The following is a 24596-nucleotide window of genomic DNA, read 5'->3' as shown; positions in this document are numbered from 1 at the left end:
TCCAGGTGTCGGGGTGGCCGCCGGGTGGGGCGGCCACCCACAGGGGCAGGGGCGTCAGACGGCGGGGGTCAGGGCGGGCTGGACGACGCGGTCGAAGCCGGCGCGCCAGGCGTCGCAGTCGCAGAACACCGCCCGCTGCGGGTGGTCGAGACACCCCGCGCGGTACCGATCGACGGCGGCGAGCAGCGACGGGTGGGCAGTCCGGGCGAGACCGACACTGCCGGTGGTCTGGGGGTGCCCGCCCCAGGTGCTGGTGACCTCGAACCCGAGGGCTCCGAGATCGGCGGCCAAGGCGGCCAGTTCGCCGGACTCCAACGGATTCGCCGGGGTCTTGAGTTCGTTCGGCCCGTTGTCGATCCACTCGATCGACGCCACGTCCACCGCCACAACGACGCGGCGCCCGTCGTTGGCAGGGATGAAACGGTAGAGCCGGTTGGTAGCGGGCTCCGGTAGCAGCAGGCCGTGGTGCTCCTGCCAGGCGTTGTCGGGCTGTTCGGTCTCGTACAGCCAGCGCAGTCCGGCGGTGAGGACGCTCATGTGTTGCTCCTTGTCGTGCCGCACGGTGGCGGTGTGGTCGGCTGCTGGGGTGCCCACGTGGCGGCTGTGGGGCGGGACGGGGCGGGGAACCGCTCGTCGAGTTCGGCGACGTTCATCGCGGCGTCGAGTTCGCGGCCGGCGACCATGCGGGCGAGTCGTCGAACTTCGTCGGCGTCGGGCTGGGTCACGGTGTCGGCTCCTCGGGTACGGCAGGGGCAGCGGGCGGGGTGGCGACCGGCAGGTCCGGGCGGACGTCCCTCAGGTTGTTGGGCGTGATGCCCCTGTAGTCGCTGCGCGTTGCGGTGAACCGCGCCCCGCAGCCTCCGCCCGGCTTGGGGGCCCACCCGGAGATGTCGGTGTGGTGGGTGCGCTGGGGAAGGGTGGGCTTTCCGCATCGGTCGCAATAGGAGTCGCTGCGGTTGATGACGAGGGTGGCTGTCAGCTCGGTGTCGCTCTCGGTGGGTTGCTGCACCCCGGCGGCAGCCTCACCGGCCAGACGGCGGAGGTGGTCGGCGACTTCCAGTTCCACGGCACAGTTCTGGCAGTCGGACTGGTGCGCCGCAGCCACCTCGGCGGCCTCGGTGAGGATCGCGGCCCGGTCGGCAGGCGCGGGCGGGGCGGCCTCGCTGGCGGCGCGGCGGATCCGCTCGAACTCGGCGTCCTGCTCCCTCAGGCAGGACTCCATGTTCCGCATGTCCCCTCGGAGGCAGTCCAGCTGGCGGTTCAGCTCGGCGCGTTCGGCCCGCAGGCGCGTGATGGTGGTCGCCGCTTTGACGGCCTGCGTGAGCAGGCGCGTGTTCTCGGCGGCGTACTCGCCCAGGAGCGGGGCGCGACGGGTGAGTTCCGCGGACAGCACTGCGGCCCGGTGGCGGGCGCTGCTCCAGGCGGACCGGTACCGGTCGGCAGGCGCGGGCGGGGTGCCGTACACCCGGTGCCGGGACGCGTACACCCCGGCGTGCTCGCCGCCCACCACCAGCTCCAGGCGCGGCCCGTCCTTCCGCCAGCTGTAGTCCGGGCACACCGGCTCGTCGTCCTGCCAGCAGTCGATCGTGCCCTGCCGGGCGTCGCCCTCGGTGGTGTAGTGGGCGTAGATGGGCTCGTCCTCGCGCCACACGGTCCAGACCTCGGCCAGCGGGGCGGGCGGGGCGGCCTCGCCCGCGCCAGTGCCGAGGAGCTGCCGGGCCACCGCCAGGGCGTGCTGGTTCGTCTGCCGCTCCACCCAGGCGTCCCGCTCGCGCTCGTCGCCGGGCTCAGACCAGACCCCGGCCGCGCCGCGCACCGTGGCGTCGTACTCCACGGCCGCACGGCCCAGCCAGTCGGCCAACGCCAGCCCGAGCGCGGGGTCAACGAGTGCCAGGTAGGAGTTGACCCGCTCCAGGCGGGCGGCGTAGGTCTCGATGAGGACGGACGGCTGGTCGGGGTCATCGACGACGACGGGGCTGCGGCTGCCGAGCGTGTGTCCGGTGGACCAGGTGGTGCGGCCCTCGTGGATAGCGGCGGTGGCCTTGTCCCGGAGCAGCGTGGCGGCGGCGCGCAGCTGGTCGGCGGGGGTGGTGTTGGGCATCAGGGGCTCCAGGTGATCGGTACGGTGGTGGGGCGCCCGCCCGGTCACGACCCGGGCGGGCGCACTGCTGGTCACGTCATGCACCAGCCGTTGTCACAGCTGTCGGTCTCGTCGAGCAGCGGTAGCTGCGTCCCGGCCTTGAACAGGTCACGGAGCGGCCGGCCGACGGGGGTCAGGTAGACGGGCTCGCGGCCCATGCGTTCGTTGCGGCCGTTGAGGGTGTCCTCGACTTCACAGGCGTTGGCCCACCGCTCGGGCTCGGCCTCGTACATGGCCTGCCACTCGGGGATCTTCCGGTGGGGGCAGAAGTCGCAGGACGACTTCGGGGGCATGGGCAGCCCAGCGCCGCGGATGATGCCGGGGCAGTCCGCGCGGCGGATGCGGAGGTCCGCGTCGAGGAGCGGGTAGTCCAAGACCTCGTAGGGCATGGCCTTGTTCGGGTTGGCGCGGTGGACTTCGTCGACGCTGATGCCCATGCCGACGGTGGCCTTGTTGTCGGGGGTGGCGCCGTGGTGTTGAAGCCACGCCCCGGTGACCTCGATCTTGAATTCCTTGGTGCAGACCCGGGATCCGGGCTTGCCGTTGGACAGGAAGATCGGGATGGTCTGGCGGCTGCCGTCGCTGTTGATGATCCGCTGGCGGATCGTTTCGGTGCTGCCGTCCTTCCTGTGCCGCTCCAGGGAGATCAAGGTGAGCCCGTTGGCGGCGGCGTAGGGGGCGGCGTACTCGTCGACGTACCGGAGGGTGCCGGGGTTCTCGCTGTCGGCGCCGACGTTGGCCATCAGGAAGGTCTGGTAGTTGATGCGGCCTTGTGCTGCGAGGACGAGGGCGGCGGTGGATTGCCAGCCTCCTCCGAAGCTGAAGGTGCGGAGGGTGTTGGGCATCAGGGGCTCCTCGGGTCGGCGGGAACGGTGACAGCGGGGTGGAGGGTGTAACCGGAGGCGGTCAGGTATTCGGTGATGCGGTCGGCGAGCCCGGCGGGGGTCTGCTGGGTGGCGGGGGTCTCGCACCGGTAGTCGTCGATGGCGGCCTCGATCACCGCCAGCACCCCGCTCACGCCGCGGCCTGCTGTTCGCCGGCCGCCCGCTGCTCGGCCTCGTCGACGATCGCCGCGGTGCGCTTGTTGCCGCCGACGGAACCGGACCACTGCTTGTGGCCGGGGAGGTCGTGCATCTGCTCGTTCAGGTCGGGGTACTGGGCGACGAGCTTCCGGCGGCGGGCGTTGTCGGCGCGGGCCTCGCGGGAGGCGTCCTTGATGTGGCGGAGGAGGTCGCCCTGCTGCCGCATGGCGCGGACGTCGTCCTGCGACAGGGGTGGGGCGATGGCGCGGGACGGGGTGGGCGCCCGCTGCCCGGTGCGGACGGCGTCGCGTTCGGCACGGAGCGCCTGCTGGTAGCCCTTGATGTCGTCGGGGTCCAGGCCGGGGTGCTGGTTGGGTTCGAAGGTCCCGGTGTGCCGGCCCATCCGGTCGGAGACGACGGCCTGCCATCGGGTGCTGATGTCGGACGGCTTGATCGGGAAGGGGGACTTGGCGTAGTGGGCGCCGACGGCCTGCATGGCGAACTCGGCGGGGACATCGGTGAGGACGGCGGCCCAAAGGGCGGCGAGGGCGGCGACCTCCTTCGGGTCGTCGGGGAGGACCCGCGGGTCGGCGTACGACACCTGCTTGAGGAGCTGGGGGATCTGGTCGGGGGTCACTGCTGGCCTCCTGCGCGGAGCTGTTCGGTGAGCTGGTCAAGGACGTCGCGGCTGGCCTGGCGGCGGGCTGCCTGCGGTGTGGCCGGTGCGGTGGGGGCGCCGACGGTGCGGAGCGCGGGCCGGTTGCCGGGTTCGGGCATGGGCGGGAGTTCGGCCCAGCCGTTGAGGAAGTACTTCGCGGACTCCACGGAGGTGCGGGCGGCGACCTTGGTGGCGTGGTCGACCATTGCGGGGATGCCGCGGTCGGCGATGAGGGCAAGCAGGGGGAACCACTCGTTGCCGCGGAAGGGCCAGCGGACGATGACGCCAGCGGCGGTGAGTTGGTCGACGAGGGGTCGGGCCTGGTCGGGGATGCCGGTGGGGGTGTCGAGCTCGCGCGTCCTGCTTGCTTGCTCCTTCTCCGTAGGAGAAGGAGTACGGGACGGGGCGGGACGGGCCGGGACGGGGGCAGCGTCTCCGTGACGCGAGGTAGACGCGTCTACATGACCGTCTACATTCGGGGTATCACCCTCGTTGACCTGCCCGTTCCTCTTGCCCTCGCGCCACTTCTGTTGGCGGTTCGACTTCGCTTTGCGTGCCAACTCGGTGTCAACTCGACTCGGGTTGCGTTCCAAGTACTGATGGATCGCGTACGAGTTGGCTTCGAGTTGGGGGCACGACTCGCAGTCGTGGCCCTTCTGGTGCCACAGCCCGGCGTCGACCAGCGCCTTGATCATCCGAGGTGTGCCGTACATCTTGGCGACGTGCTTGGGGACCACGCCGTCGGTCACCTGCTGTGCCGCCCAGGACCCGCAGCGGACGTACAGGCCGATCGCCGGGGTGCCCGCTGCGAACACCTTGGGGTGGCAGTGGAACCCATCGTCGATCTTGAACCACGACATGTGCGGCTTCTTCCGTTCGCGGTGGTGCGGGTGGTGGTGGCCCGGGGCGCGGCGGCCCCGGGCCGAGGGGGTCAGGCGGCGCGGCCGGTCGTCTCGCGCAGGGTGATCACGGCCATGTCGAACAGGCACCGGATGCCGTCAGCGAGGGCTTGTGCGCCCTCCTCGTCACCCGGCTCGACCAGCGCGCGGAACAGGGCGTACGCCGTGTCCCGGTCGTCGTTGCCCCACGCGGTGCTGAACTGCATCGCGAACCGCACACCGGCCGGGGCCTCACTGATGTCGCCCCGCTCCCCGGTGTCGGCGTCGAGGACGAGGAGACCGAAGTGACCGCCCGCGGGGAGGGTCTTGCGGGCGGGGGCTGCGGACACCTCGGCGAGGGCGGCGCAGAGGCTGACGGCAGTGACGGGGCCACCGGCGAGGAACGGCTCGAAGAGGTCGGCGGCCCTCTCGGGGTGGCCGGTCATGCCGTGGGCGAGCGCGGCGAGGATGGTCTCGGCGGGGTCGTCCTGCGGGGTGGTGGGGATCTCGTGGGTCATCAGGCGGCGCTCCGTTCGGTGTTGTTCTTCACGCGGAGGACGGTGCGGTCGGAGACGCCGAGCTGCGCAGCGATCTCCTTCGGGCCCAGGCCGCACGCGGAGAGGCGGAGGATCTCCGCGTCACGATCGGCGGAACGCGGCCGAGGTCGAGCGCGCTGCCGAGGGGACTGCCCACCCCACATCCCGTGGCGGCCGCCAGACACCGCGTCTCCCTCCAGCTCCGCGGTGTGCTCCCGGCACTCGGCCAGGACGGGGCAGCCGGCGCAGATCCGCTGGGCCGTCCGGGTGCTGCTGCCGGAGCCCTCGGGGAACCACAGCTCGGGGTCGACTCCGGCGCACACGGCGTCGGACATCCAGTCGAGGCTCATGCGGTCACCGCTTTCAGCTGGGCGGCCGCCTGCTCGCCGAGGAACTGGGTGTACGCGGGCGGGATCGCCTCTCGCAGCCCGTCCCGGGTGGCCCACGGCATGCCCATCACCTGCCGGGCCTGCTCGGCTCCGGAGAAGTTGCCGACCACGTGCATGAACTCGCCGGGCTGGGGGCGGCGGCCCATCTTCGCGAGGGGCGCCGTGTGCCGGGGGTGGAGCTTCGTACCGAGCGGCAGCGACGACTCGAACAGTCGGTGCCGGTACGTCTTCAGCCCGAACATGGCCCCGCACAGCAGCAGCGGATCGATGAGGGCGCCGGCCGCACCTTCGACGTTCTCGATGATGTACGGGCGGCCGGTGGCCTTCATCGCCTCCCGGGTAGGGGTGATGAGGTCAGGGTGGTCGTTGCCTTGGATGCGCTGGGCGTTCGTCCACCGGCGGCACGTGGGGGACCCGGCGATCAGGTCGTACTCGTGGCCGTGCTCCCGGATGTACTCGACCGCGTCGCCCTGGATGAACCGGAACGGGTAGTGCGGCTGCGGGTTGATGTCGACGCCGGTGACGTCGAAACCGGCGGCGGCGTACCCGGCGGACGCGCCACCCTGGCAGCAGTAGGTGTCGAGGACGGTGAGGGGCCGGTCGGCGGCGGCGAGTTGGCCGGGGACGGTGGGTGCGGGGGTGTCGAGGAGTTGCCGCACCCGGTCGAGAGCTGTCGTCACTGGTCGGCTCCCTTCACGGTGCCGCAGGTGGTGCACTGGTAGCCGGTGCCGTGGGGGGTGTGGCGGGTGGTGAGGTGGGCGCAGTGGAGGTCGTCGCAGCGGAGCCACCGGGTGCCGGCCACGACACCGACCGGGCTGAACGCCGGAGTCGGGGCCGGGCGGCGGCGGAAGAACCGGAGGAGCTTCACGACTCGTCCCCCGCTCCGGGCTGGACGGCGGCCGGCCACGGCCCCGCCTGCTCAGCCGCCGGGTCCTGCGCCCAGGCGTCCGGCGCGGCGTCGGCGTCCGGTCCGCCGCCGAGGATCTCGGCGGCCGTGACACGCGGCGTCAGGGCGGCGGCCGGGAACTCCTCCGGCCCGGCGTCGGTCAACTCCTCGGCCGCGTACGGCATGGCGTACAGAACGTCCGACGCGATCAGCCGGCAGATCTCGCCCGTCGCGCGGGCGACAAGCATCGTCTTGGGCTGCTTCTTCCACTCGGACTTCCCGGTGAGCACGAGTCCGGCCGCCCGCTGGAGGTCCCACTCCACGGTCTGCCACTCCGTCTCGCCCTTCCGGCGGCCGCGCATGGCGCAGTACTCCGGGGTGGAGTCGACGAGCTGGATGCTGTGCCCGTGGGACTGTACGAGGCCGCGCATGGCGTGGGCCCGGAGGGCGGGTGTGCCCTGGATGACGTCCATGGAGCGGAGCGTGGCCATCGGCTGGAGGCCCAGTTCCTGCCCGGCGAGGATCGCCGCGGTGATGTCCTCCGGCTTGCCCCGCAGGGACGCCGGGACGAAGGAGGTGCGGGCCAGGGACTCGGCGATCAGCCCGGCCTCGCGTGCCTCCCGTGCCCACTGAACGAGGGCGCTGGCGGGGGCGGGGGGCTCAACGACTGCGGGGGTGTGGTTCTCAGTGACGGCGATCTCGGTCACAGGTATGTCTCCGTGTCTCGGATCTCGGCCCACGCGGGGAGCGAGAGGTAGGCGATCTCGTCGGTGTAGCCGGGCCAGTGCCCGGTCTCCATGCAGCGGGCGTACGTCTCGATCGCCGCCCGGTTCTTCGCGGCCCCGATGCGGTACGCGGTCATGTCCGGCTCGAACACCGTCACGAGGTACGGGGCGGTCTTTTCCTGGCAGACGAAGACGAACGCCGTGTCCTCGCCCCCGAGCCCTTCCGCGCGGGCGGCGGCCCGGTACCAGTCGGCTTGCTGGTGGTAGCCGTACTCGTGCGTGGCCTTGGCCAGCGCGCCCGGCTCGGCGCTGCGGCAGGTCTTGTAGTCGGGGATGATCAGCCGCCCGGTGGACGGGTTCGGCAGCCAGTCGAACCGGGCCCGCCGACGGACACCGGTCGGACGGTCGTCCCAGAACACCGACACCTCCGGCCGGCCACCGCCCGGCGCGAACAGGGCGGACGCAACGGGGTGGCGGCGGATCGCGTCGGCCATCGCGTGGACCTGGTCGTACTCGGCGGCGAGGAGAGCGACACCACCAGCGGCCGCCACCTCGTCCCGCTCCTCGCGGGCCGCCTTCGTGCGCCAGTCGTCCGCCTCGATGGCGACGAGCTCGGGGCCGTCTCCGAGGACGACGCGGTGAGCGGCGGTCCCGAAGTCGAACGCGGCCTTGCGGGGCCGGGGGTGGTCCTGCTCGTACCGGAACCGGGCCGGGCACGACGGGGCCAGCAGGCTCCGGGCGCCGGACGAGGAGAGCGACGTGCGGTCGCCGTGGTAGGTGTCGATCGGGAGGTTGGGGTACAGGCCGGGAGCGATCCCGGCGGCCGGGGCCGAAGCCCCAGCCAGCGCGGTTTCGGTCATCGGCGGGCCAGCTCTCGCACGATGTCGTTGGCGAGGGAGGTCGCGTCCTCGATCTTCTCGGTGAGCGCCTCGTTCTCCCGGGTCAGGTCGTCCCGCTCCTCGGTGAGGGCCTTGACCTGGTCCGAGAGGGTGTCCCGCTCCTCTTTCAGTTCGGCAACGAGGTCTTCGAGGTCGGCACTCATGCGATGGCTCCGATCAGGGCGTGTGCTCCGGTGAGGAGTCCGGCCCACATGGCGAGGCTGATGGGGAGGGCGATGAGGAGGCAGGACACTCCGGCGCGGGGGGCGCAGTCGTACGACGCCCTCTCGCCCAGCTCTCGCTGGGAGTGGCCGACGCCGTCGGCGCGGGGGCGGCGGTGCTCGCCGCCGAACGTGTCAGCCACGGGAAGCCTCCGGTGCGGGGATGGCACGGTTCATGGAGCAGGGGCCGCAGACGGAGACACCGCAGTCGAGGCCGAGGGCGTGTTCGGTGTGCGCGGTCCACGCGTAGCCGTGGTGCAGGACCACCGCGTACATGACCGGGTCGAGATCGCTGGTGGAGTTGAACCGCAACTGCGCGAAGGTGGCGTTCAACTCGTTCGCCAGGTTCAGCGCGCCGCCGAGGGTCTCGCGGTCGTGGATGTCGTCCATACCGGAGACCCAGACGGACCACTCCTGCTCCTCGTAGCCGAGGCGAGCGCGGTCAGGGCCGAAGAGAGTGGTCATCGGGTGCCTCCGTGGGCGTGGTTCAGGCGGTGGACTCGGCGGGCGGGGTCGGTGTCGTCGCAGATCAGCAGGCCCTCACCGGTCAACTGCGCGAGGTCCTGCCTCGCCTTGCCGCGCCAGTCCCCGGGGCCGAACCGCTGGACGTACAGCTGCTGGACCATGCGGGTCGTGATGTCGCCCATGTAGTCCCGGGCCAGCTCACGCAGCACGACCAGGCGGGCGTCAGTCGGGGACCGCATCAGTGGCCTCCGAGGTGGCGCAGGATCTCCAGCAGGTGGGCGAGCGGGTGGTGCCCGTCGATGACGAGCACGAGGCCGATGGCGCACAGGGCGTACCCGGCGGTCGAACCGGCGACGATCTGCCAGCCGCTCATGCCGCACCGCCGAACGGGACCAGACGGCCCACCACGGCGAGCAGCTCGTCCTCATGCGCCCACACCAGACGCGGCGTCGACTCCGGATCCACCCCGTCAAGCACGAACCGGCGTCCGCCGTCCGGGTCCACCCCGGCCAGCCGCCACGCCTTGCCCAGCTCGTCAACGAACAGGGTCGGGTCCGACGGGATCGGGATCGTCACGTCCACGTGGACCGTGCGCCGGTGACCGGCAGGCAAGTCCGTGGGACGGGTATGGTTGATCGTCAAGGTGTTCCACTCCTTCAACGGGTGTGTGGGGTACCGAGGGGCCGCATCCGGATGGCCGTCCGGGGCGGCCCCGAGTCATGTGGTGAATCAGGCGATTCGTGCGGGCGATCCGCGACGCGGCAGCGGGCGCAGCATGGTCAGCGCCTCAGAACCCGAAGCCGCCACCTGCTTCGCCACCGACGGCTCGTGGTGGTGCATCGCGTCGATGCGGTCCAAGTCCTCAGCCGAGAAGGTCACGACGCGCCCCTTCTTGCTGTGCGGCAGGGCCTTGATGTGCCGGCGCAGCCACGACTCATCGACGCGCAGTTCTTCGGCGGCCTCCGGGTACGTGAAGCGGCGGCTCATGCGGACTCCGTCTCGGGCACGGCGGTGAGTGTGACGCTCCGGCCGACAGGCGCGAAGAGGATCAGGAGATCCACCCCGAGGGCGTCGACTATGGCGTGAGCGGCGTATTCCTGAACGGTCTGCTGAACGCCTGTCAGCAGGGCTCCGATGGTGCTGCGGGGCACTCCGGCCAGCGCGGCAAGCTCTCGCACACTTACGGATGCGCCGCTTCCCGTGCGCTTCATCAGCGTTCGGAGGAGACCTCGGTCGAGGAGCTTGTACTGGGGGGCGTGAGTAGCCACATCCACCTCGTGCAGTAGGTCGTTGCTTTGCTTGGATGATTAGAGCATTGCACAGCTTGGACGAAGCGTCCAGTGTCTTGGTCGGTGAGGTGTTCTTTCCGTCAAAATGCCGATGCGCCCTGGCGCACTCCGTGCCATTGCATGGACACTCTGTCCAGCGCATGGGATGGGAGACTGTGCGCCACCAGGGGGGACACGTCTCGCTTCTCGCTGGTCACATGGACACCCCACGGCCCATGACATGACACGGAGTGGCAGGATGAGCCTCATGGCTGCAGAAGAACGCACGCCCCAGCGCGACGCGCGGACCGACCTATCGGACCTTGTGCTTGCCCGAAAGGCGAAGCTGGGCGTCGGCTACGAAAAGCTCGCAGCGCGCTGCGTCGACCCCGAGACCGGCGTGCAGACCGTAAAAGGCTCCTGGTTGCACCGGCTCGCGACTTACCTACCTGTCCAGGCGCCGGAACTGCCGGCCCTGCGTGGCCTGGCTGCCGGCCTACAGGTGCCCCTTGGGCGCGTGCAGGACGCGGCCGGTGCCCAGTTCTTCGGGATCGACGTGGTGTGGGCGGCCTCCGGTGAGGCGCGCGCCCTTGTGGAGCGGGCTGACCGGATGACGCCAGAACAGCGGGAGCAGCTGATGCGCCTGCTCGACACTTTCACGCCGCCGTCTTCGTAGGCGGCTGGCATATGCCATGCCTGGAGCCGCACGGATAGTGATATTTGCGTGCAGGCAGTAGTCAAAAAGTGAGCACGGTGGCACCATTGGCGATCCGCCTGGGGGGCGTGTGAGTCCGGTAGCCTGCATATGCCGTAGCGGTCGAACTGACGATCGAATACGGGTGGGCCTCGCCAATGGGGGTTAGATGGCTGGAAATGAACAATCGCAGTCGAACGCGCGCCTCGCCGCCGGAGCGCGCATCCAATTCAGTGATCTTGTTCCCGACGGCAGACAGATGGTCGAGGTCGAGGTCGAGGGAGAGACGGTCTTCTGTGTCCGCACCGGAGCGATGGAGCCAGCTCTTGCCGACGAGTTGAACCACCACTGGGCACACGCCACCCGCTCCGGCAAATGGCTACGCGCGGAAACGGACGAGCGCCCCGAAGGCCACCCGCCCGTCTGACCGCTCACGCGGACCGGATCGAGCGCAACCCCCCACGCTGCTCAGGTACACCCATAGCGGCCTCGACGGCGGCCATGATGTCGTCGTCGAGGCCGCGCACTAGATGTCCGTACCGGTCCACCGTCGTCTGAATTGACTCGTGCCCCAGCCGCAGCTGGATCGCAGGTAGCGGTACGTTCGCCCCGATCAGCCACGCCACGTGCGTATGCCGCAGGTCGTGAATCCGCGGCGTCTTTGGCAGCCCCTTCTTTACGGCCGCCGCCACCGCAGGCTTCCACTTCCGGTTGTAGAAGTTCGCGTGCCGCCACTCGCCGCCCATTGCCGCCCGGAATACGAAGTCCGTCGGCGTGCGGCCCGATACCTGCTCCCGCGCCATGGTCACCTGCACCGGGCTGAGTGCGATCAGGCGCCGGGCCTTCTTCGTCTTCGGCGGGCCGAGGTAGAACGCTCCGCCCGCGCTGCCCTTCTCCGCCTTCTTCCAAGCGCGCTGGACGTTCGCGACTGGGCGGTCGGAGTTCAGGGTCAGATCCTGTACCTGGAGGGCGGTGGCCTCGCCCCAGCGCATGCCCGTACCGACGAGCCAGTCGGCCAGCGCGCGGGCGCCCGGGTCGGTGATCTCGGCGGCGATGCGCTGGTATTCCTCCCGTTCGAGGAACGTCATGTCCTCGGTGGTGTGGTCGTCCGTGCGGGGGAGGCTGGTCTTTTTGCAGCAGTTCGTGGTGCGCAGCTGCGGCGTGCTGTCGATGGCGGCCTGGACGATGCAGTAGAGGAGGCCGTGCCGGTTCGCGATCGACTTGGGGTCGGCCGGCCGTCGGAGCCACTTTCCCTCGGCCGCCGGGTCGGGCTCGCCCTTCTCCTCGGCACGCACCCAGTCCGTCACGTCGTCCTGGCTGAGGTTCCCGATCGTGGCGGGCACGGACCGGGCCTGAAGGGTGGTGTGCCGCAGCAGCGAGAAGTGGATGCGGAGATCCCGGCGGTAGTCCTCACGGGTCCGCTCTTCGATCCCGGTCAGCCGGTCGATGTACCGGGCGGCCCACGCCTCGAACGGCATGTCGCCGGGCGCGGTCGGTTCCTCGACGAACCCCTCGCCCCGGACCCAGCCGTGCGGCCACCGGTTGCCGTGCGCCTCGACCAGCTTTTTGAACTGCTCGGCCGAGGGCTCGTCGCCGAAGCGCTCGATCTGCCAGTCGCCGGCCTCGCGCCACTTCACCTGGTAGGTGACGCTACCGTCCTTCTTGGGTCGTCCCACGATGCTCGCCATGAGGGGACGATAAGGCGAATTCGGGGGTCTGTGTTCCCGCCGCGTTCCCAAAGTTTCGGGCATGAAGAAGGCCCGACCTGTTTTCGCAGGTCGGGCCTTGATCAATCAGGGTGAGTAACGGGACTTGAACCCGCGACATCCTGGACCACAACCAGGTGCTCTGCCAGCTGAGCTATACCCACCATGTCGCCCGGGCGTTTCCGACCGGCCGAGAAAAAGTGTACAGGGTCCGGGAGGGTGCTCGCGCCCCCGTTTCCCGGGGCCGGTCCACGGGCGCGGCTGCGCCCGTGACCAGCGGGTTCCTACGGTGCGGCCGGGGCCGCCAGGCGCGCCGCGATCTCCTTGGCGCGCTCCGAGTCCGGTCCGGGCTGCGGGACGAAGACCGCCTCCCGGTAGTAGCGGAGCTCCGTGATGGAGTCACGGATGTCCGCCAGGGCCCGGTGGTTGCCGTTCTTGGCGGGGCTGTTGAAGTACGCCCGGGGATACCAGCGCCGGGCCAGCTCCTTGACCGAGGACACGTCCACGATCCGGTAGTGGAGGTAGCCCTCCAGCTTCTCCATGTCCCGCGCCAGGAACCCGCGGTCGGTGGAGATCGAGTTTCCGCAGAGCGGGGCCTTCCCGGGCTCCTTCACATGCTCCCGGACGTAGGCCAGGACCCGCTCCTCGGCGTCGGCCAGGGTGGTGCCCCCGGCCAGCTCGTCGAGCAGGCCCGAGGCGGTGTGCATCTGCCGCACCACCTCGGGCATGGTCTCCAGGGCCGCGTCCGGCGGGCGGATCACGATGTCCACCCCTTCGCCGAGCACGTTCAGCTCCGAGTCGGTGACCAGGGCGGCCACCTCGATGAGTGCGTCGTCCGTCAACGAGAGCCCGGTCATCTCGCAGTCGATCCACACCATGCGGTCGTTCATGGGCCCCACCCTACGGGGCGCTCCGCTGTCCCGGCAGGGCCGGGCGTCCGGGAACGTACGCGTCGGAGCCCGACAGGGAGGGCTCCCCGTGTCCCACCGACGCCGCCACGGCGACGGGCGCGGAGGGCAGGGAGGAGCCCCGGCGTCCGGACGGTGGCCCCTGGCTGGGCACCATCGTCTCGACCACCGTCGCGGCGCTCTCCGCCATCCCCTGCGGACGCCGGGCCCGGTAGGCGGCCCGGTACGCGGCGGGGGAGGAGCCGAGCTGGCGGCGGAAGTGCCCGCGCAGCGCGACCGGGGAGCGGAAGCCGCAGCGGCCGGCGACCTCGTCGACCGAGTAGTCGGAGGTCTCCAGCAGCCGCTGTGCCTGAAGCACCCGCTGGGTGATCAGCCACTGCAGCGGTGCGCTGCCGGTGAGCGAACGGAACCTGCGGTCGAAGGTCCGCCTGCTCATGTAGGCGCGCGCGGCGAGCGTCTCCACGTCGAACTGCTCGTGCAGATGCTCCAGGGCCCAGGCCACGACCTCGGCGAGCGGGTCGGAGCCGATCTCCTCGGGTAAAGACCTGTCCAGGTAGCGCTCCTGCCCGCCACTGCGCCGCGGCGGCACGACGAGCCGTCGGGCGAGTGCCCCGGCGGCCTCCGTGCCGTGGTCGGTGCGGACTATATGGAGGCAGAGATCGATCCCGGCGGCCGTGCCGGCGGAGGTGAGCACATCGCCGTCGTCCACGAACAGCTCGCGTGGATCGACGTGCACCGACGGGTAGCGCTTGGCCAGCGTCGGTGCGTACATCCAGTGTGTGGTGGCCGGCCGTCCGTCCAGCAGGCCCGCGGCCGCGAGCACGAAGGCCCCCGTGCACAGGCCGACGATGCGGGCGCCCTCCTCATGGGCGCGCCGCAGCGCGTCCAGTGCCTCGGCGGGCGGCGGCGAGGTGATCGACCGCCAGGCGGGCACCACCACGGTGCCTGCCCTGCTGATCGCCTCCAGGCCGTACGGCGCGGTGAGTTCGAGCCCCCCGGTGGTGCGCAGCGGTCCTTCCTCGCCGCCGCAGACCAGCAGGCGGTAGCGAGGAACTCCCGCGTCCTGCCGGTCGATTCCGAAAACGGAGAGCGGGATGGAGCTCTCGAAGATAGGGCCGCCGCTGAACAGCAGCACGGCAACGACTTCCCGGCGTCGCCGCCCGGTCAGCTTGCGTGCGGCCTCGGTCGCGGCGGCGGAGTCCTGGCTCATGACGCTAAGCCCCCCTCGGTGTTCGCGTCTCCCTGGTCCTTACGGGCCTGTCGCTCCTGCACGTTTCCCCTCGGTGTCGCACGTGTCCCCAGTCTCCGATTTCCAAGATCGAATCTACTGCGTCGCGTGGTCCCGCCGTGACACCTTCCCCCACCAGCTCAATGTCGATAAGGAAACGTGGCGTGAAGCGTTCGATCACGAAGCGTTTCACCCGCGAAGCGCACAGGGAAGTGCCCTTCGGCGACGTGGCCCGTCCGCGTCGGGTGAAAGCGTACCGCGCGGTCCGTTCCTGCCTGGTGGGCGGTAGGGAGTCCGGCCATTCCGCGACGCTTCCGGCACCCGGGTGAAGTTGGCCGAAAACCGTCGGTTGTGTGCGTGGGATTCGGTCACGCCGGGCGCACAACCATCGCTGAGCGACCGCCCCGGTGCGCTCCCTCTTCCCCGCGAAGCATGGCGCGTTCGGACCGCCCCGGGCCGCTGTGAAGGGCCGCCGCGACGTGCGCGGGGCAGGGTCCGCGCACGTCCGCATTACCGACCGATGCGCCGTGGGACACGAGAACCGCGGGTGCCGGCGGGCGGGCCGGGGCGGCTCGGCGGGCCCCCGTGCCCGCCGGTCCGGACGTCGTCGCCGGGCTCCGGTCGAACGAGGGTCGCGCCATGTTCGGTGCGGCGTCATCTCCCGGGTGACGGCCCGGTGACGGCGTGGCCAACGGAGACCGGGTGCGGGCGTCGCCGAGGGGTTCGCGGGAGGGCCGCGGGCCGTCGCGAAAAACAGGACGACCGACCCTGTTCGGCGCCTTCGAGGCCCGTGTACGACACAACAGGCATTGCCATCCCGGACATGCTCGGGCATGCTCCCTCAAGCGTCGCGCACGCTTTTGCGGGGGTCTGGGCGATGGAGGAGTGACGCCGTACCCTTAGGGGTATGGGGTTGGGAAGATGATTCCCGGACAGAGCTTCACCATCAGCTGATGCACCTCTCGAAACCGTTCCCTCCTCATGAGGACTCTCTTCGCCGAGACACCGATGGCCGGTCACGAAATCCCTGAACCCAAAGACCGCAAGCCGGTAGCCGACCCCCGGTCGGAGCCGCGGACGGTCGAAGAAGCGCGCCCCGCGTGCGATCCCGCCTTCCGGCACGGAGTGGTGGTCGGTTTCGACGGCTCCACGTCCAGTGAGCGGGCACTCGCCTACGCCATCGGCATGGCCGGCCGCTCGGGCTCCGGTCTGATCATCGTCCATGTCGCCAACCGGCTGCCGACCACGGTCTGGGCGGGTTGCGAGCCCCCCGTCTTCGTCGACGTCCCCGATCACCGCACCGAGGTCCTCGGCCTGGAACTGGCCTGCGCGGACTACCTCTCCGAGGTGCCCTGGGTGCTCGTCGAGCGCGGCGGCGACATCTGCCACGAGCTGGAGGAGGTCGGCCGGGAGTACGCCGCCGACGCCATCGTCGTGGGCTCCACGCACGGCATCGTCGGCCGGATCTTCGGGTCCGTGGCCGGCCGTCTCGCCCGCCGCGCGCAACGCCCCGTCGTCGTCATCCCCTGAGCGGCCCGACCGGACCCGACGCGACCCGGGAGTCGGCCCCACGGGCCGTCAGAAGCCCCCGTGACCGCACGCGTCGGGCCCCGTATCGTCATCGCGACGGTACGGGGCCCAGGTGTCGCGCGCGACCGCCTACTCGACCGTCACGGACTTCGCCAGGTTGCGCGGCTTGTCGATGTCGCGGCCCATCGCGAGGGCCGTGTGGTACGCGAAGAGCTGGAGCGGGATGCCCATGAGGATCGGGTCCAGCTCGTTCTCGTTCTTCGGCACGACGATGGTGTGGTCGGCCTTCTCCTGCACCTGGTGGGCGACGGCGAGGATGCGGCCGCTGCGGGCCTTGATCTCCTCCATCGCGGCGCGGTTCTTCTCCAGCAGGTCGTCGTCCGGCACGATCGCCACGGTCGGCATCGCGGGCTCGATCAGGGCGAGCGGGCCGTGCTTCAGCTCCGAGGCCGGGTACGCCTCGGCGTGGATGTACGAGACCTCCTTCAGCTTCAGCGACGCCTCGCGGGCCACCGGGTAGCCGCGCACCCGGCCGATGAACATCATCGACTTGGCGTCCGCGTACTCCGCCGCGAGCCGCTTGATCTCGTCCTCGTTTCGCAGGATCTCGCTGATCTGCTCCGGCAGCCTGCGCAGCCCGTCGATGATCCGCTTGCCGTCCGCGACCGACAGGTCACGGATCCGGCCCAGGTGCAGCGCGAGCAGGGCGAAGGCGACCACGGTGTTGGTGAAGCACTTGGTGGAGACCACGCAGACCTCGGGGCCCGCGTGGACGTACATACCGCCGTCGGCCTCCCGCGCGATGGCCGAGCCGACCACGTTGACCACGCCGAGGACGCGGGCGCCCTTGCGCTTCAGCTCCTGGACGGCGGCCAGCACGTCGTACGTCTCGCCGGACTGGGAGACCGCGACGTACAGGGTGTCGGGGTCCACGACGGGGTTGCGGTAGCGGAACTCGGAGGCCGGCTCGGCGTCGGCGGGGATACGGGCCAGCTCCTCGATCAGCTGGGCGCCGATCTGGCCCGCGTGGTACGAGGTGCCGCAGCCGAGGATCTTGATCCGGCGCACCCCGCGCGCCTCGCGGGCGTCCAGGTTGAGGCCGCCCAGGTGCACGGTGGAGAACCGGTCGTCGATCCGGCCGCGCAGCACGCGGTCCACGGCGTCGGCCTGCTCGGAGATCTCCTTGTGCATGTACGTGTCGTGGCCGCCCATGTCGTACGACTCGGCCTCCCACTCCACGGTGGTCGGCGTGGCCGTCGTGGTCGAGCCCTCCGTCGTGTACGTACGGAAGTCGTCGGCCTTCAGGGTGGCCATCTCGCCGTCGTCCAGCGTGACGACCTGGCGGGTGTGGGCGACCAGGGCGGCGACGTCGGAGGCGACGAACATCTCCTTCTCGCCGATGCCGAGGACGACGGGGGAGCCGTTGCGGGCGACCACGATGCGGTCGTTGAAGTCGGCGTGCAGCACGGCGATGCCGTAGGTGCCCTCGACCGAGCGCAGCGCCTCGCGGACCTTCTCCTCCAGGGTGTCGGCCTGGGCGCGGGCGATCAGGTGGACCAGCACCTCGGTGTCGGTCTCCGAGAGGAAGACGATCCCGTCGGCGGTGAGCTTGGCGCGCAGCTCGGAGGCGTTGTCGATGATCCCGTTGTGGACGACGGCGACCTTGTTCTCCGCGTCCAGGTGCGGGTGGGCGTTCTCGTCGCTCGGCGCGCCGTGGGTGGCCCAGCGGGTGTGGGCGATGCCGGTGGTGCCGGCGAACCGCTTGGGGACCTTGGCCTCCAGCTCGCGGACCCGGCCCTTGGCCTTGACCATCTTCAGCGCCCCGGGCCTGCCCGCCGCGGCCTTGCCGGTGATCACGATCCCCGCGGAGTCGTACCCCCGGTACTCCAGCCGCTGCAGGCCCTCCAGCAGCAGCGGAGCGACGTCACGCCTTCCGATGTATCCGACGATCCCGCACATGAGTTCTCTGCCCCTCCATCGACGTACACGTTTCCGTTCGGCGCCCCGCACGGGCGCCCGGCCGGTCAGCCGTAGACGATGCGGCGCAGCTGGCGGAGCGAGAGCTCCGGCGGCGCCACGGCGCGGTGCGGCAGCTCGGCCGCGATCCGCTCGAAGATCTCCGTGTTGACCAGGCCGCCGGACTGCAGTTCGCGGTGGCGGCGCCGGACGAAGTCGTCGGTGCTCTCGTCGAAGTACGCCAGCACGTCGAGGATCACCCGGGCCGCCTCGCCGCGCTGGAGCGCGGTGGAGCGTACGAGGTGGTCGATGAGGTCGTCGTGCGACGAGCGGCGTTCAAGCACCCGTTGATATTGCTTGCCCGGGCGCGCTTATGCAAGAAATCTGCCCGATTTCGGGCAGGGGGGCGGAGTGGGAGTGCTTGATCGGGTCACATGCTGCGCAGCACGGCCTGTTTCGCGGTGCTGAACTCCTCGTCGGTGAGCACTCCGGCCCGGTGCAGCTCGCCCAGCTCCCGCAGCCGCCGCAGCAGCGCGTCGTGGTCGCCCGCGGGCGGGGCGACGGGCTCGGCCGCCTTGGTCAGGGCCGCGGGCGCCTCCGGTTCGTCCGGCGCCGCACGAACCCCGGGCAGCCGCATCAGCACCGCCGCCGCGACCAGGACCGCGGTGTGCTCCTTCTTGGAGATCCCCCACAGCGCCAGGGAGTACGTGTCGTACTTCGGCGGGGCGGAGACGGTCCCCTCCACCGGCTCGAAGCGCAGATAGCCGTACTCCAGCCCGATCGAGGGCAGCCACCGCACGTCGGCGATCCGTGACAGCGGGAGGACGGACGGGCCCCCGGCGGTCTTGGACTCCTCGGCCTTCCAGTTCCAGGTCAGCCGGACGCTCTCGCCGTCGAAGGACGCCGTGCCGTCGCCGCCCCCGCCGGAGACCGGCAGCGAGGGGCCGGGCAGCAGGAAGCGGTCCACGGGGCCGTCCGGGACCTGCTCGATCAGCAGTGCGTTGCGGACCTCGTCGACGAAGTACTCCGCGGCCCCCGTGCGATCCTTCTCCACGGTCAGCGCATAGGGGTCGGCGGCGTCCTTCAGCCGGCCGTCGGCCGCCCGCAGCACCGGGCAGGCGCCGCCGCGCAGTCGCAGCCGCAGCCGCCCGCCCTTGCGGTCGGCTTCGAACGAGATGCCCGCCACCGCCTGGACGGGTACGGCTATCTCCCCCAGCTCCTGCCGGACCGGGTGCGCCTTTCCCCCCGGCACGATGCGTACCGAGTCCCCGTCGAACGTCCACGTGCCGTCGCGCTGGATGATTTCTGCCATGGCGCCGATTCTGCCAGCCCGTCGTCCGCCCACGAGGAAGCCGGCCGCGGCGGACGAAGGCGAGCGCCCGAGGGACCGTCCTCGGGCGCTCACCGGTACGGGGGCCGCCGGCGGCCGGGGCTCAGAACCCGGCGATCGGGTTCTTCAGACGCCCCGCCAACTGCAGTGCGCCGGCGGGGTCGGTGAGGTCGACCATCTGCTGGTTGTCGCGCAGCTGGAGGCGGTTGAGGCAGGACAGCGCGAACTCAGCCTCGAACAGGTCGTACTGCTCGAACTTGTCCGCGAGGTAGGGGGCCGACTCCTGGTAGTCGCGCGCACAGGCGGCGACCGTCCGCCAGAAGGACTCCTCGTCCAGGACCCCCTCGGCGGCCAGGCCCGCGCCCAGGAAGCGGAAGAAGCAGTCGAAGACGTCGGTGAAGACCGAAAGCAGCTTCATGTCCTCGGGGACCTCGGCCCGGATCCGCTCGACCTGCGGCGGCAGCACCGCGTCCGGGTCCATCACCGCGATCTCCTCGGCGATGTCCTTGAAGATCGTGCGGGTGACGACACCGTCCTCCACGACCAGGATCACGTTCTCGCCGTGCGGCATGTAGACCAGGTCGTAGGCGTAGAAGCTGTGCAGCACCGGCACCAGGTAGGCGTCCAGGTAGTGCCGCAGCCACACCTGCGGGTCCAGGCCCGACTCGGCGATCAGCGCCGCGGCCACCGAGGCGCCCTCGTGGTCGGTGTGCAGCAGGGAGGCCATCGTCGCGACCCGCTCGCCCGGCTGGAGGCCCGGTACGGGGCTCTCCCGCCACAGGGCGGCGAGCATCTTCCGATAGGGGGAGCCCTTGGCGGTGGCCGCCTCGTAGGACCGGTGGTGGTAGCCGATCGCGGCCCGCTCCCGGATGATCGAGAACCGGGCCCCGCGCAGCAGGTCGTCGCGCTCGATGAGGCCGGCCAGCCAGTCGTTGATCGCGGGCGTGGCCTCCATGTACGCGGCGGACAGCCCGCGCATGAAGCCCATGTTCAGCACCGACAGGGCCGTTTTGACGTAGTGCTTCGCGGGGTGGTCGGTGTTGAAGAAGGTCCGGATCGACTGCTGGGCGAGATAGCCGTCCTCGCTCTCCCCGAGCACCACCAGACGGCGTGCCGCCAGCTCCCCGGCGAAGGTGACCGCGAGCTTGTTCCACCACTGCCAGGGGTGGACGGGCAGCAGGAAGTAGTCCTCCGGGTCGAGTCCGAGCCCGCGCAGGGCACCGGCGAACCGTTCCCGGGCCGCTTCGCTCAGCTCGCCCTTCACCAGCGCGTCGTAGTCGAGACCGGCGCCCGCGGTGAACGTGGCCCGCTCCCGGCGGGCGGCCAGCCAGACGAGCCGGATCTCCGAGGCCGCCTCGGGGGCGTAGGCCCGGTATTCGTCCACACCGAAGCCGAGCCGCCCGTTGTTGGCCACGAAGCACGGGTGGCCCTCGGTCATCCCGGTCTCGATGGCCTGGAAACCGGCGGCGACGAGCTGATGCGAGGTGGCCGGTTCCTTGGTGAGCTTGTAGGCGGTTCCGGCCAGCGTGGAGGAGACCTCCTCCAAGTAGACCGGCAGGACCTCCTCGGAGATCCCGAGGGTGTTCCGCAGCTCGATGAAGAACTCCAGTGTGTCCAGCGGGAGTTCGGAGCCGTGGCGGTGCCGGGTGATGGTCTCCGCCTCGACCTGCCAGTGGTCCAGGGCGAAGAGCCGGGCGCTGAACCGGTACTCGGTGGAGGCGTCGTCGCTACGGACGGTGTAGCGGCCCTCGCCGAGCGGCGTGGGGGTCAGCAGCCGCTCATGGCTGAATTCCGCCAGTGCTTTCCGTACGAGCAGTCGGTTTGCGGCGGCCCAGCGTTCCGGGGTGAGGTGGGCGACGCTGTCGGTGAGGGGGGTCGTCATCGGTCGTTGCCTCCGGTTGCTGCTTCGAACTGCTCACGGGTGCAGGCGCTGAGCAGCGCGTCCTTCTCCGGTTTGGCGATCTCCCGGAGCACCTCGAATCCGACGGCCTTGTTGAGGGCCTGTACGGCGCTGTTGGTCACGTCGGGCTCCACGACGACCCGGCGCACGGACGGGTCGGCGAAGAGGAAATCCATCACGGCGGTGATCACGGCCCGGGTGAAGCCGTGCACCGGGGTGTCGGTGGGGGCGACCAGGAAGTGCATCCCGACGTCGCCGGGCTCCGCCTCGTACAGCCCCTTCAGCTCGACCTCGGTGGGGTCGTAGCGCTCGATCAGGAAGGCCGGTTCGCCGTTGTGCAGTCCGATGAACGCGTCGTGGTGCGGGTGGGCGGCGATCTCCCGGTACTCCCGCTCCACGTCCGGGAGCCCGGCCTCACCCATCAGCCAGAAGGCGGCCTTGGGGTGGGTCACCCAGCCGTGCACCAGCTCGGCGTCGGCGCCGGGGTCCAGCGGGCGGACGGTGAACGTGCCGAGTGTGTCGGGGCGGGTCATACGGCGAACTCCTGGAAGGCGATGGACTTCTCGACCGGGTAGTACTCGCGCCCGAGCAGCTCGCCGATGATGTACGCGTTGCGGTAGGCGCCCATGCCGAGGTCGGGCGAGGTGATCGAGTGGGTGTGCACCGAGGCGTTCTGGAGGAAGACCCCGCGCCCGGTGGTGTCGATGCTGTAGTTGCGGGCCACGTCGAAGCGGCCCCGGCTGTCGTGGCGCAGCCGCCCGGTGACGGGGGCGAGGAAGGCCGGAGTCTCGTACCGGTAGCCGGTGGCGAGGATCAGTCCCTCGGTGGTCAGGGAGTAGTCCCTGCCCTGCTCCTCCTGGCGCAGCCCCAGGCTGTACGAGCCGCCCTCCTCGTCGTAACGAGCGCTGACCAGCGCCGAGTTGGTCAACAGTCGGGTCGGCGCGGGCCCGGCGATGTTCTTCTGGTAGAGCAGGTCGAAGATCGCGTCGATCAGCTCCCCGTCGATGCCCTTGAACAGTCCCTTCTGGCCGGTCTCCAGCCGGTAGCGGGTCTCCTCGGGCAATGCGTGGAAGTAGTCGATGTACTCCGGGGAGGTCATCTCCAGCGTCAGCTTGGTGTACTCCAGCGGGAAGAACCGCGGGGAGCGGGTGACCCAGGTGAGCCGGTAGCCGTACGTGTCGATCTCGGAGAGCAGGTCGTAGTAGATCTCCGCCGCGCTCTGCCCGCTGCCGACCAGCGTGATCGACTTCTTCTTCTGGAGACGGGCCTTCCCGTCCAGATAACGGGAGTTGTGCAGGAAGTCGCCGCCGAGACCCTGGCAGGCGTCCGGTATGTGCGGCGGGGTCCCGGTGCCGAGTACCAGGTGCCGGGACCGGAACAGCTCGCCGGACGCGGTGCGTACGGTGTAGAGCTCCTCGCCCTCGTCGTACGTCACCGTCTCGACGGTCTCGTTGAACCGGATGCTGCTCAGTTGCGCGGCCGCCCACCGGCAGTAGTCGTTGTACTCGGTCCGCAGCGGGTAGAAGTTCTCCCGGATGTAGAAGGAGTAGAGCCGGCCGCGCTGCTTGAGGTAGTTCAGGAACGAGTACGGCGAGGTCGGGTCGGCCATGGTGACCAGGTCCGACATGAACGGCGTCTGGAGATGGGCTCCTTCGAGGAACATTCCGGAATGCCACTCGAAGTCCGGCTTGGACTCCAGGAAGACGCCGTTCAGCTCGTCGATCGGCTCGGTCAGGCAGGCCAGTCCGAGGTTGAACGGTCCGAGCCCGATCCCGATGAAGTCGTGGGGTTCAGGAAGCGCGGTCAAGGGAGTCTCCCAGGTACTTCTCGGCGTGGCCGGAGATCAGGTCGAGGACCGCGGCGATGTCCCGCACGGTCGTTTCGGGGTTGAGCAGGGTGAACTTGAGGTACTGGCGGTCGCCGACCTTGGTGCCCGCGACGATCGCCTCGCCGGAGGCGAACAGCGCCTTGCGGGCATGGAGGTTGGCGCGGTCGACACGGTCCGGCGATGTGACACCGGACGGGACGTAGCGGAAGACGAGCGTGGAGAGCCGCGGCTCGACGACCACGTCGAAGCGCGGATCGGCGGCGAGCAGCCGCCAGCCCTCGGCGGCCAGGTCGCAGACCTCGTCGAACAGCTCGCCGATGCCGTCGGCGCCCATGACGCGCAGCGTCATCCACAGCTTGAGCGCGTCGAACCGGCGGGTCGTCTGGAGGGACTTGTCCACCTGGTTGGGTATCCGCTCCTCGGCCATCCGGCGCGGGTTCAGATACTCCGCGTGGTACGTGGCGTGGCGCAGGGTCGCCCGGTCGCGCACCAGCACGGCGGAGGAACTCACGGGCTGGAAGAAGGACTTGTGGTAGTCCACGGTGACGGAGTCGGCGCGCGCGATGCCCTCCAGGAGCCCGCGCCGCGCACGGGAGGCGAGCAGTCCGCAGCCGTACGCGGCGTCCACGTGCATCCAGACGGCGAACTGCTCGCAGAGCGCGGCTATCTCGGGCAGCGGGTCGATGGAACCGAAGTCCGTGGTTCCGGCGGTGGCGACCACGGCCATCGGGACGGCCCCCTCGGCGACGCAGCTCTCCAGGGCACGGGCGAGGGCCACGGTCCGCATGCGCTTGTCGTGGTCCACGGGCACGGCGACGACGGCGTCGGGACCGAGGCCGAGGAGTTTGGCGGACTTCTGCACGCTGAAGTGGCTGCACTCGGAGGTGAAGATCCGCAGCCGGGTGAAGTGCTCCGGCCGGATCTTCGCCTCCTCCCGCGCCAGCAGCAGGGCCTGGAGGTTGGACTGGGTGCCGCCGCTGGTGAAGATCCCGTCGGCGGCCGGGCCGAGCCCGATCCGCTCGGTGGTCCAGTCGATCAGCCGGCGCTCTATGAGGGTGCCGCCGGCGCTCTGGTCCCAGGTGTCCAGGGAGGAGTTGATCGCGGAGAGCACGGCCTCGCCGAGCACGGCGGGTATGACGACCGGGCAGTTGAGGTGGCCCAGGTAGCGGGGGTGGTGGAAGTAGACGGCGTCGCGGAGGTAGACCTCGCCGAGCTCGTCGAGGGCGGCGGCGGCGTCGCCCAGCGGCCGGTCGAGGTCGATCGCGTCGACGACGGGGGAGAGTTCGTCGACACCGATGCCGCTGAAGGGGCGCTCGGTGGCGGCGAGGGTGGCCGCGACCCGTTCCACTCCTGCGGAGACGGTGCTCCGGTAGTGCTCCGCAGTCGTGTTGTTGAGCAGGTGCGAACGCATGTAAGGGGTCCTCCCGGGTGAGGGGAACTTCATCGCGGC

The 24596-nt window shown here is 70.3% G+C and carries 34 protein-coding genes and 1 tRNA gene; 3 read left to right on the top strand and 32 right to left on the bottom strand.

Going from position 1 to position 24596, the window contains the following annotated elements; translation table 11 throughout:
- Nucleotides 1–54: 54 nt before the first annotated feature.
- From ACIQMU_RS06990 to ACIQMU_RS06890, 21 genes are all read right to left on the bottom strand, one after another.
- Entirely contained in the window at nucleotides 55–537 is a 483-nt protein-coding gene (locus ACIQMU_RS06990) for a hypothetical protein (RefSeq protein WP_402688372.1), read from the bottom strand.
- Entirely contained in the window at nucleotides 534–725 is a 192-nt protein-coding gene (locus tag ACIQMU_RS06985; protein ID WP_402688371.1) for a hypothetical protein, read from the bottom strand. The genes ACIQMU_RS06990 and ACIQMU_RS06985 overlap by 4 nt, the downstream gene beginning before the upstream one ends.
- Nucleotides 722–2176 (bottom strand): hypothetical protein, encoded by a 1455-nt coding sequence (locus tag ACIQMU_RS06980; protein WP_402688370.1) that lies wholly within the window; start codon nucleotides 2174–2176, stop codon nucleotides 722–724. The genes ACIQMU_RS06985 and ACIQMU_RS06980 overlap by 4 nt, the downstream gene beginning before the upstream one ends.
- Nucleotides 2173–2985 carry a phosphoadenosine phosphosulfate reductase gene (locus ACIQMU_RS06975; protein WP_402688369.1) on the bottom strand — a complete coding sequence of 271 codons (813 nt, stop codon included), beginning with the start codon at nucleotides 2983–2985 and terminating at the stop codon, nucleotides 2173–2175. The genes ACIQMU_RS06980 and ACIQMU_RS06975 overlap by 4 nt, the downstream gene beginning before the upstream one ends.
- Nucleotides 2985–3158: a hypothetical protein gene (locus ACIQMU_RS06970; RefSeq protein ID WP_402688368.1), complete on the bottom strand. Its 174-nt coding sequence runs from the start codon at nucleotides 3156–3158 to the stop codon at nucleotides 2985–2987. The genes ACIQMU_RS06975 and ACIQMU_RS06970 overlap by 1 nt, the downstream gene beginning before the upstream one ends.
- Nucleotides 3155–3799 carry a hypothetical protein gene (locus ACIQMU_RS06965; protein WP_402688367.1) on the bottom strand — a complete coding sequence of 215 codons (645 nt, stop codon included), beginning with the start codon at nucleotides 3797–3799 and terminating at the stop codon, nucleotides 3155–3157. Before ACIQMU_RS06965 ends, ACIQMU_RS06970 begins: the two co-directional genes overlap by 4 nt.
- Nucleotides 3796–4680, bottom strand: coding sequence for a hypothetical protein (locus ACIQMU_RS06960; RefSeq protein ID WP_402688366.1), 885 nt, complete (start codon nucleotides 4678–4680; stop codon nucleotides 3796–3798). Before ACIQMU_RS06960 ends, ACIQMU_RS06965 begins: the two co-directional genes overlap by 4 nt.
- Nucleotides 4681–4751: 71 nt before the next feature.
- Nucleotides 4752–5216, bottom strand: a complete 465-nt coding sequence (locus ACIQMU_RS06955) for a hypothetical protein (protein WP_402688365.1) — start codon at nucleotides 5214–5216, stop codon at nucleotides 4752–4754.
- Entirely contained in the window at nucleotides 5216–5584 is a 369-nt protein-coding gene (locus ACIQMU_RS06950) for a WhiB family transcriptional regulator (RefSeq protein ID WP_402688364.1), read from the bottom strand. The genes ACIQMU_RS06955 and ACIQMU_RS06950 overlap by 1 nt, the downstream gene beginning before the upstream one ends.
- Nucleotides 5581–6303: an SAM-dependent methyltransferase gene (locus ACIQMU_RS06945; protein WP_402688363.1), complete on the bottom strand. Its 723-nt coding sequence runs from the start codon at nucleotides 6301–6303 to the stop codon at nucleotides 5581–5583. Before ACIQMU_RS06945 ends, ACIQMU_RS06950 begins: the two co-directional genes overlap by 4 nt.
- Nucleotides 6300–6491: a hypothetical protein gene (locus ACIQMU_RS06940; RefSeq protein ID WP_402688362.1), complete on the bottom strand. Its 192-nt coding sequence runs from the start codon at nucleotides 6489–6491 to the stop codon at nucleotides 6300–6302. Before ACIQMU_RS06940 ends, ACIQMU_RS06945 begins: the two co-directional genes overlap by 4 nt.
- Entirely contained in the window at nucleotides 6488–7216 is a 729-nt protein-coding gene (locus tag ACIQMU_RS06935; protein ID WP_402688361.1) for a hypothetical protein, read from the bottom strand. Before ACIQMU_RS06935 ends, ACIQMU_RS06940 begins: the two co-directional genes overlap by 4 nt.
- Complete coding sequence (locus ACIQMU_RS06930) at nucleotides 7213–8094, bottom strand: PD-(D/E)XK nuclease-like domain-containing protein (protein ID WP_402688360.1); 882 nt, start codon at nucleotides 8092–8094, stop codon at nucleotides 7213–7215. The genes ACIQMU_RS06935 and ACIQMU_RS06930 overlap by 4 nt, the downstream gene beginning before the upstream one ends.
- Nucleotides 8091–8276, bottom strand: coding sequence for a hypothetical protein (locus ACIQMU_RS06925; RefSeq protein WP_402688359.1), 186 nt, complete (start codon nucleotides 8274–8276; stop codon nucleotides 8091–8093). Before ACIQMU_RS06925 ends, ACIQMU_RS06930 begins: the two co-directional genes overlap by 4 nt.
- Nucleotides 8273–8476, bottom strand: coding sequence for a hypothetical protein (locus ACIQMU_RS06920; RefSeq protein WP_402688358.1), 204 nt, complete (start codon nucleotides 8474–8476; stop codon nucleotides 8273–8275). The genes ACIQMU_RS06925 and ACIQMU_RS06920 overlap by 4 nt, the downstream gene beginning before the upstream one ends.
- Entirely contained in the window at nucleotides 8469–8798 is a 330-nt protein-coding gene (locus ACIQMU_RS06915) for a hypothetical protein (RefSeq protein ID WP_402688357.1), read from the bottom strand. The genes ACIQMU_RS06920 and ACIQMU_RS06915 overlap by 8 nt, the downstream gene beginning before the upstream one ends.
- A complete protein-coding gene (locus ACIQMU_RS06910; RefSeq protein ID WP_402688356.1) occupies nucleotides 8795–9037 on the bottom strand; it encodes a hypothetical protein in 243 nt (80 codons plus the stop codon). The genes ACIQMU_RS06915 and ACIQMU_RS06910 overlap by 4 nt, the downstream gene beginning before the upstream one ends.
- Entirely contained in the window at nucleotides 9037–9171 is a 135-nt protein-coding gene (locus ACIQMU_RS06905) for a hypothetical protein (protein WP_402688355.1), read from the bottom strand. The genes ACIQMU_RS06910 and ACIQMU_RS06905 overlap by 1 nt, the downstream gene beginning before the upstream one ends.
- On the bottom strand, nucleotides 9168–9440 hold the full coding sequence (locus tag ACIQMU_RS06900; RefSeq protein ID WP_402688354.1) for a hypothetical protein: 273 nt from the start codon (nucleotides 9438–9440) through the stop codon (nucleotides 9168–9170). The genes ACIQMU_RS06905 and ACIQMU_RS06900 overlap by 4 nt, the downstream gene beginning before the upstream one ends.
- Nucleotides 9441–9527: 87 nt before the next feature.
- Nucleotides 9528–9785, bottom strand: coding sequence for a helix-turn-helix domain-containing protein (locus ACIQMU_RS06895; protein WP_402688353.1), 258 nt, complete (start codon nucleotides 9783–9785; stop codon nucleotides 9528–9530).
- On the bottom strand, nucleotides 9782–10066 hold the full coding sequence (locus tag ACIQMU_RS06890; RefSeq protein ID WP_402688352.1) for a helix-turn-helix domain-containing protein: 285 nt from the start codon (nucleotides 10064–10066) through the stop codon (nucleotides 9782–9784). The genes ACIQMU_RS06895 and ACIQMU_RS06890 overlap by 4 nt, the downstream gene beginning before the upstream one ends.
- A gap of 268 nt (nucleotides 10067–10334) precedes the next feature.
- Here ACIQMU_RS06890 and ACIQMU_RS06885 point away from each other — a divergent pair, with 268 nt between their 5' ends.
- Both ACIQMU_RS06885 and ACIQMU_RS06880 read left to right on the top strand, forming a co-directional pair.
- A complete protein-coding gene (locus ACIQMU_RS06885) occupies nucleotides 10335–10742 on the top strand; it encodes an XRE family transcriptional regulator (RefSeq protein ID WP_402688351.1) in 408 nt (135 codons plus the stop codon).
- A 187-nt stretch (nucleotides 10743–10929) separates the two neighbouring features.
- Nucleotides 10930–11187, top strand: coding sequence for a hypothetical protein (locus ACIQMU_RS06880; protein WP_402688350.1), 258 nt, complete (start codon nucleotides 10930–10932; stop codon nucleotides 11185–11187).
- Nucleotides 11188–11191: 4 nt separating this feature from the next.
- Here the strand turns inward: ACIQMU_RS06880 and ACIQMU_RS06875 are convergent, their stop codons facing one another.
- The 4 genes from ACIQMU_RS06875 to ACIQMU_RS06860 all read right to left on the bottom strand — a co-directional run bounded on the left by ACIQMU_RS06875 (nucleotide 11192) and on the right by ACIQMU_RS06860 (nucleotide 14584).
- Entirely contained in the window at nucleotides 11192–12448 is a 1257-nt protein-coding gene (locus ACIQMU_RS06875) for a tyrosine-type recombinase/integrase (RefSeq protein ID WP_402688349.1), read from the bottom strand.
- Between the two features lie 109 nt (nucleotides 12449–12557).
- Nucleotides 12558–12630 (bottom strand) — tRNA-His (locus ACIQMU_RS06870).
- 120 nt (nucleotides 12631–12750) lie between these two features.
- Nucleotides 12751–13356 carry an oligoribonuclease gene (gene orn, locus ACIQMU_RS06865; protein WP_352241734.1) on the bottom strand — a complete coding sequence of 202 codons (606 nt, stop codon included), beginning with the start codon at nucleotides 13354–13356 and terminating at the stop codon, nucleotides 12751–12753.
- Nucleotides 13357–13366: 10 nt separating this feature from the next.
- Entirely contained in the window at nucleotides 13367–14584 is a 1218-nt protein-coding gene (locus ACIQMU_RS06860; RefSeq protein WP_352241735.1) for a helix-turn-helix domain-containing protein, read from the bottom strand.
- 1026 nt (nucleotides 14585–15610) lie between these two features.
- Here ACIQMU_RS06860 and ACIQMU_RS06855 point away from each other — a divergent pair.
- Nucleotides 15611–16132, top strand: a complete 522-nt coding sequence (locus tag ACIQMU_RS06855; RefSeq protein WP_352241861.1) for a universal stress protein — start codon at nucleotides 15611–15613, stop codon at nucleotides 16130–16132.
- Between the two features lie 129 nt (nucleotides 16133–16261).
- On the opposite strand, the gene glmS is transcribed toward ACIQMU_RS06855, so the two are convergent.
- The 7 genes from glmS to ACIQMU_RS06820 form a co-directional block, all read right to left on the bottom strand.
- Complete coding sequence (gene glmS, locus ACIQMU_RS06850; protein WP_352241736.1) at nucleotides 16262–18091, bottom strand: glutamine--fructose-6-phosphate transaminase (isomerizing); 1830 nt, start codon at nucleotides 18089–18091, stop codon at nucleotides 16262–16264.
- A gap of 65 nt (nucleotides 18092–18156) precedes the next feature.
- Nucleotides 18157–18432 (bottom strand): hypothetical protein, encoded by a 276-nt coding sequence (locus ACIQMU_RS06845; RefSeq protein ID WP_003968990.1) that lies wholly within the window; start codon nucleotides 18430–18432, stop codon nucleotides 18157–18159.
- Between the two features lie 86 nt (nucleotides 18433–18518).
- Nucleotides 18519–19400, bottom strand: a complete 882-nt coding sequence (locus ACIQMU_RS06840; protein ID WP_352241737.1) for a DUF4429 domain-containing protein — start codon at nucleotides 19398–19400, stop codon at nucleotides 18519–18521.
- A 121-nt stretch (nucleotides 19401–19521) separates the two neighbouring features.
- Nucleotides 19522–21300 (bottom strand): IucA/IucC family protein, encoded by a 1779-nt coding sequence (locus ACIQMU_RS06835; RefSeq protein ID WP_402688348.1) that lies wholly within the window; start codon nucleotides 21298–21300, stop codon nucleotides 19522–19524.
- On the bottom strand, nucleotides 21297–21851 hold the full coding sequence (locus ACIQMU_RS06830) for a GNAT family N-acetyltransferase (RefSeq protein WP_402688347.1): 555 nt from the start codon (nucleotides 21849–21851) through the stop codon (nucleotides 21297–21299). Before ACIQMU_RS06830 ends, ACIQMU_RS06835 begins: the two co-directional genes overlap by 4 nt.
- A complete protein-coding gene (locus tag ACIQMU_RS06825; protein WP_352241740.1) occupies nucleotides 21848–23125 on the bottom strand; it encodes a lysine N(6)-hydroxylase/L-ornithine N(5)-oxygenase family protein in 1278 nt (425 codons plus the stop codon). The genes ACIQMU_RS06830 and ACIQMU_RS06825 overlap by 4 nt, the downstream gene beginning before the upstream one ends.
- Nucleotides 23109–24557, bottom strand: coding sequence for an aspartate aminotransferase family protein (locus tag ACIQMU_RS06820; protein ID WP_352241741.1), 1449 nt, complete (start codon nucleotides 24555–24557; stop codon nucleotides 23109–23111). Before ACIQMU_RS06820 ends, ACIQMU_RS06825 begins: the two co-directional genes overlap by 17 nt.
- Between the last annotated feature and the right edge of the window lie 39 nt (nucleotides 24558–24596).

The organism is Streptomyces sp. NPDC091649 (assembly GCF_044756785.1).
Lineage (GTDB): Bacteria > Actinomycetota > Actinomycetes > Streptomycetales > Streptomycetaceae > Streptomyces.
Note: the sequence above shows the minus strand (reverse complement) of the source record. Positions and strands in the feature narration are given on the sequence as shown.

Excerpts from the sequence above, each read along its gene's own strand:
- ACIQMU_RS06990 (WP_402688372.1), bottom strand. The coding sequence starts at position 537 with ATGAGCGTCCTCACCGCCGGACTGCGCTGGCTGTACGAGACCGAACAG.
- ACIQMU_RS06975 (WP_402688369.1), bottom strand. The coding sequence starts at position 2,985 with ATGCCCAACACCCTCCGCACCTTCAGCTTCGGAGGAGGCTGGCAATCC.
- ACIQMU_RS06960 (WP_402688366.1), bottom strand. The coding sequence starts at position 4,680 with ATGTCGTGGTTCAAGATCGACGATGGGTTCCACTGCCACCCCAAGGTG.
- ACIQMU_RS06955 (WP_402688365.1), bottom strand. The coding sequence starts at position 5,216 with ATGACCCACGAGATCCCCACCACCCCGCAGGACGACCCCGCCGAGACC.
- ACIQMU_RS06950 (WP_402688364.1), bottom strand. The coding sequence starts at position 5,584 with ATGAGCCTCGACTGGATGTCCGACGCCGTGTGCGCCGGAGTCGACCCC.
- ACIQMU_RS06930 (WP_402688360.1), bottom strand. The coding sequence starts at position 8,094 with ATGACCGAAACCGCGCTGGCTGGGGCTTCGGCCCCGGCCGCCGGGATC.
- ACIQMU_RS06925 (WP_402688359.1), bottom strand. The coding sequence starts at position 8,276 with ATGAGTGCCGACCTCGAAGACCTCGTTGCCGAACTGAAAGAGGAGCGG.
- ACIQMU_RS06915 (WP_402688357.1), bottom strand. The coding sequence starts at position 8,798 with ATGACCACTCTCTTCGGCCCTGACCGCGCTCGCCTCGGCTACGAGGAG.
- ACIQMU_RS06910 (WP_402688356.1), bottom strand. The coding sequence starts at position 9,037 with ATGCGGTCCCCGACTGACGCCCGCCTGGTCGTGCTGCGTGAGCTGGCC.
- ACIQMU_RS06905 (WP_402688355.1), bottom strand. The coding sequence starts at position 9,171 with ATGAGCGGCTGGCAGATCGTCGCCGGTTCGACCGCCGGGTACGCCCTG.
- ACIQMU_RS06895 (WP_402688353.1), bottom strand. The coding sequence starts at position 9,785 with ATGAGCCGCCGCTTCACGTACCCGGAGGCCGCCGAAGAACTGCGCGTC.
- ACIQMU_RS06885 (WP_402688351.1), top strand. The coding sequence starts at position 10,335 with ATGGCTGCAGAAGAACGCACGCCCCAGCGCGACGCGCGGACCGACCTA.
- ACIQMU_RS06880 (WP_402688350.1), top strand. The coding sequence starts at position 10,930 with ATGGCTGGAAATGAACAATCGCAGTCGAACGCGCGCCTCGCCGCCGGA.
- ACIQMU_RS06875 (WP_402688349.1), bottom strand. The coding sequence starts at position 12,448 with ATGGCGAGCATCGTGGGACGACCCAAGAAGGACGGTAGCGTCACCTAC.
- orn (WP_352241734.1), bottom strand. The coding sequence starts at position 13,356 with ATGAACGACCGCATGGTGTGGATCGACTGCGAGATGACCGGGCTCTCG.
- ACIQMU_RS06860 (WP_352241735.1), bottom strand. The coding sequence starts at position 14,584 with ATGAGCCAGGACTCCGCCGCCGCGACCGAGGCCGCACGCAAGCTGACC.
- ACIQMU_RS06855 (WP_352241861.1), top strand. The coding sequence starts at position 15,611 with ATGGCCGGTCACGAAATCCCTGAACCCAAAGACCGCAAGCCGGTAGCC.
- glmS (WP_352241736.1), bottom strand. The coding sequence starts at position 18,091 with ATGTGCGGGATCGTCGGATACATCGGAAGGCGTGACGTCGCTCCGCTG.
- ACIQMU_RS06840 (WP_352241737.1), bottom strand. The coding sequence starts at position 19,400 with ATGGCAGAAATCATCCAGCGCGACGGCACGTGGACGTTCGACGGGGAC.
- ACIQMU_RS06835 (WP_402688348.1), bottom strand. The coding sequence starts at position 21,300 with ATGACGACCCCCCTCACCGACAGCGTCGCCCACCTCACCCCGGAACGC.
- ACIQMU_RS06830 (WP_402688347.1), bottom strand. The coding sequence starts at position 21,851 with ATGACCCGCCCCGACACACTCGGCACGTTCACCGTCCGCCCGCTGGAC.
- ACIQMU_RS06820 (WP_352241741.1), bottom strand. The coding sequence starts at position 24,557 with ATGCGTTCGCACCTGCTCAACAACACGACTGCGGAGCACTACCGGAGC.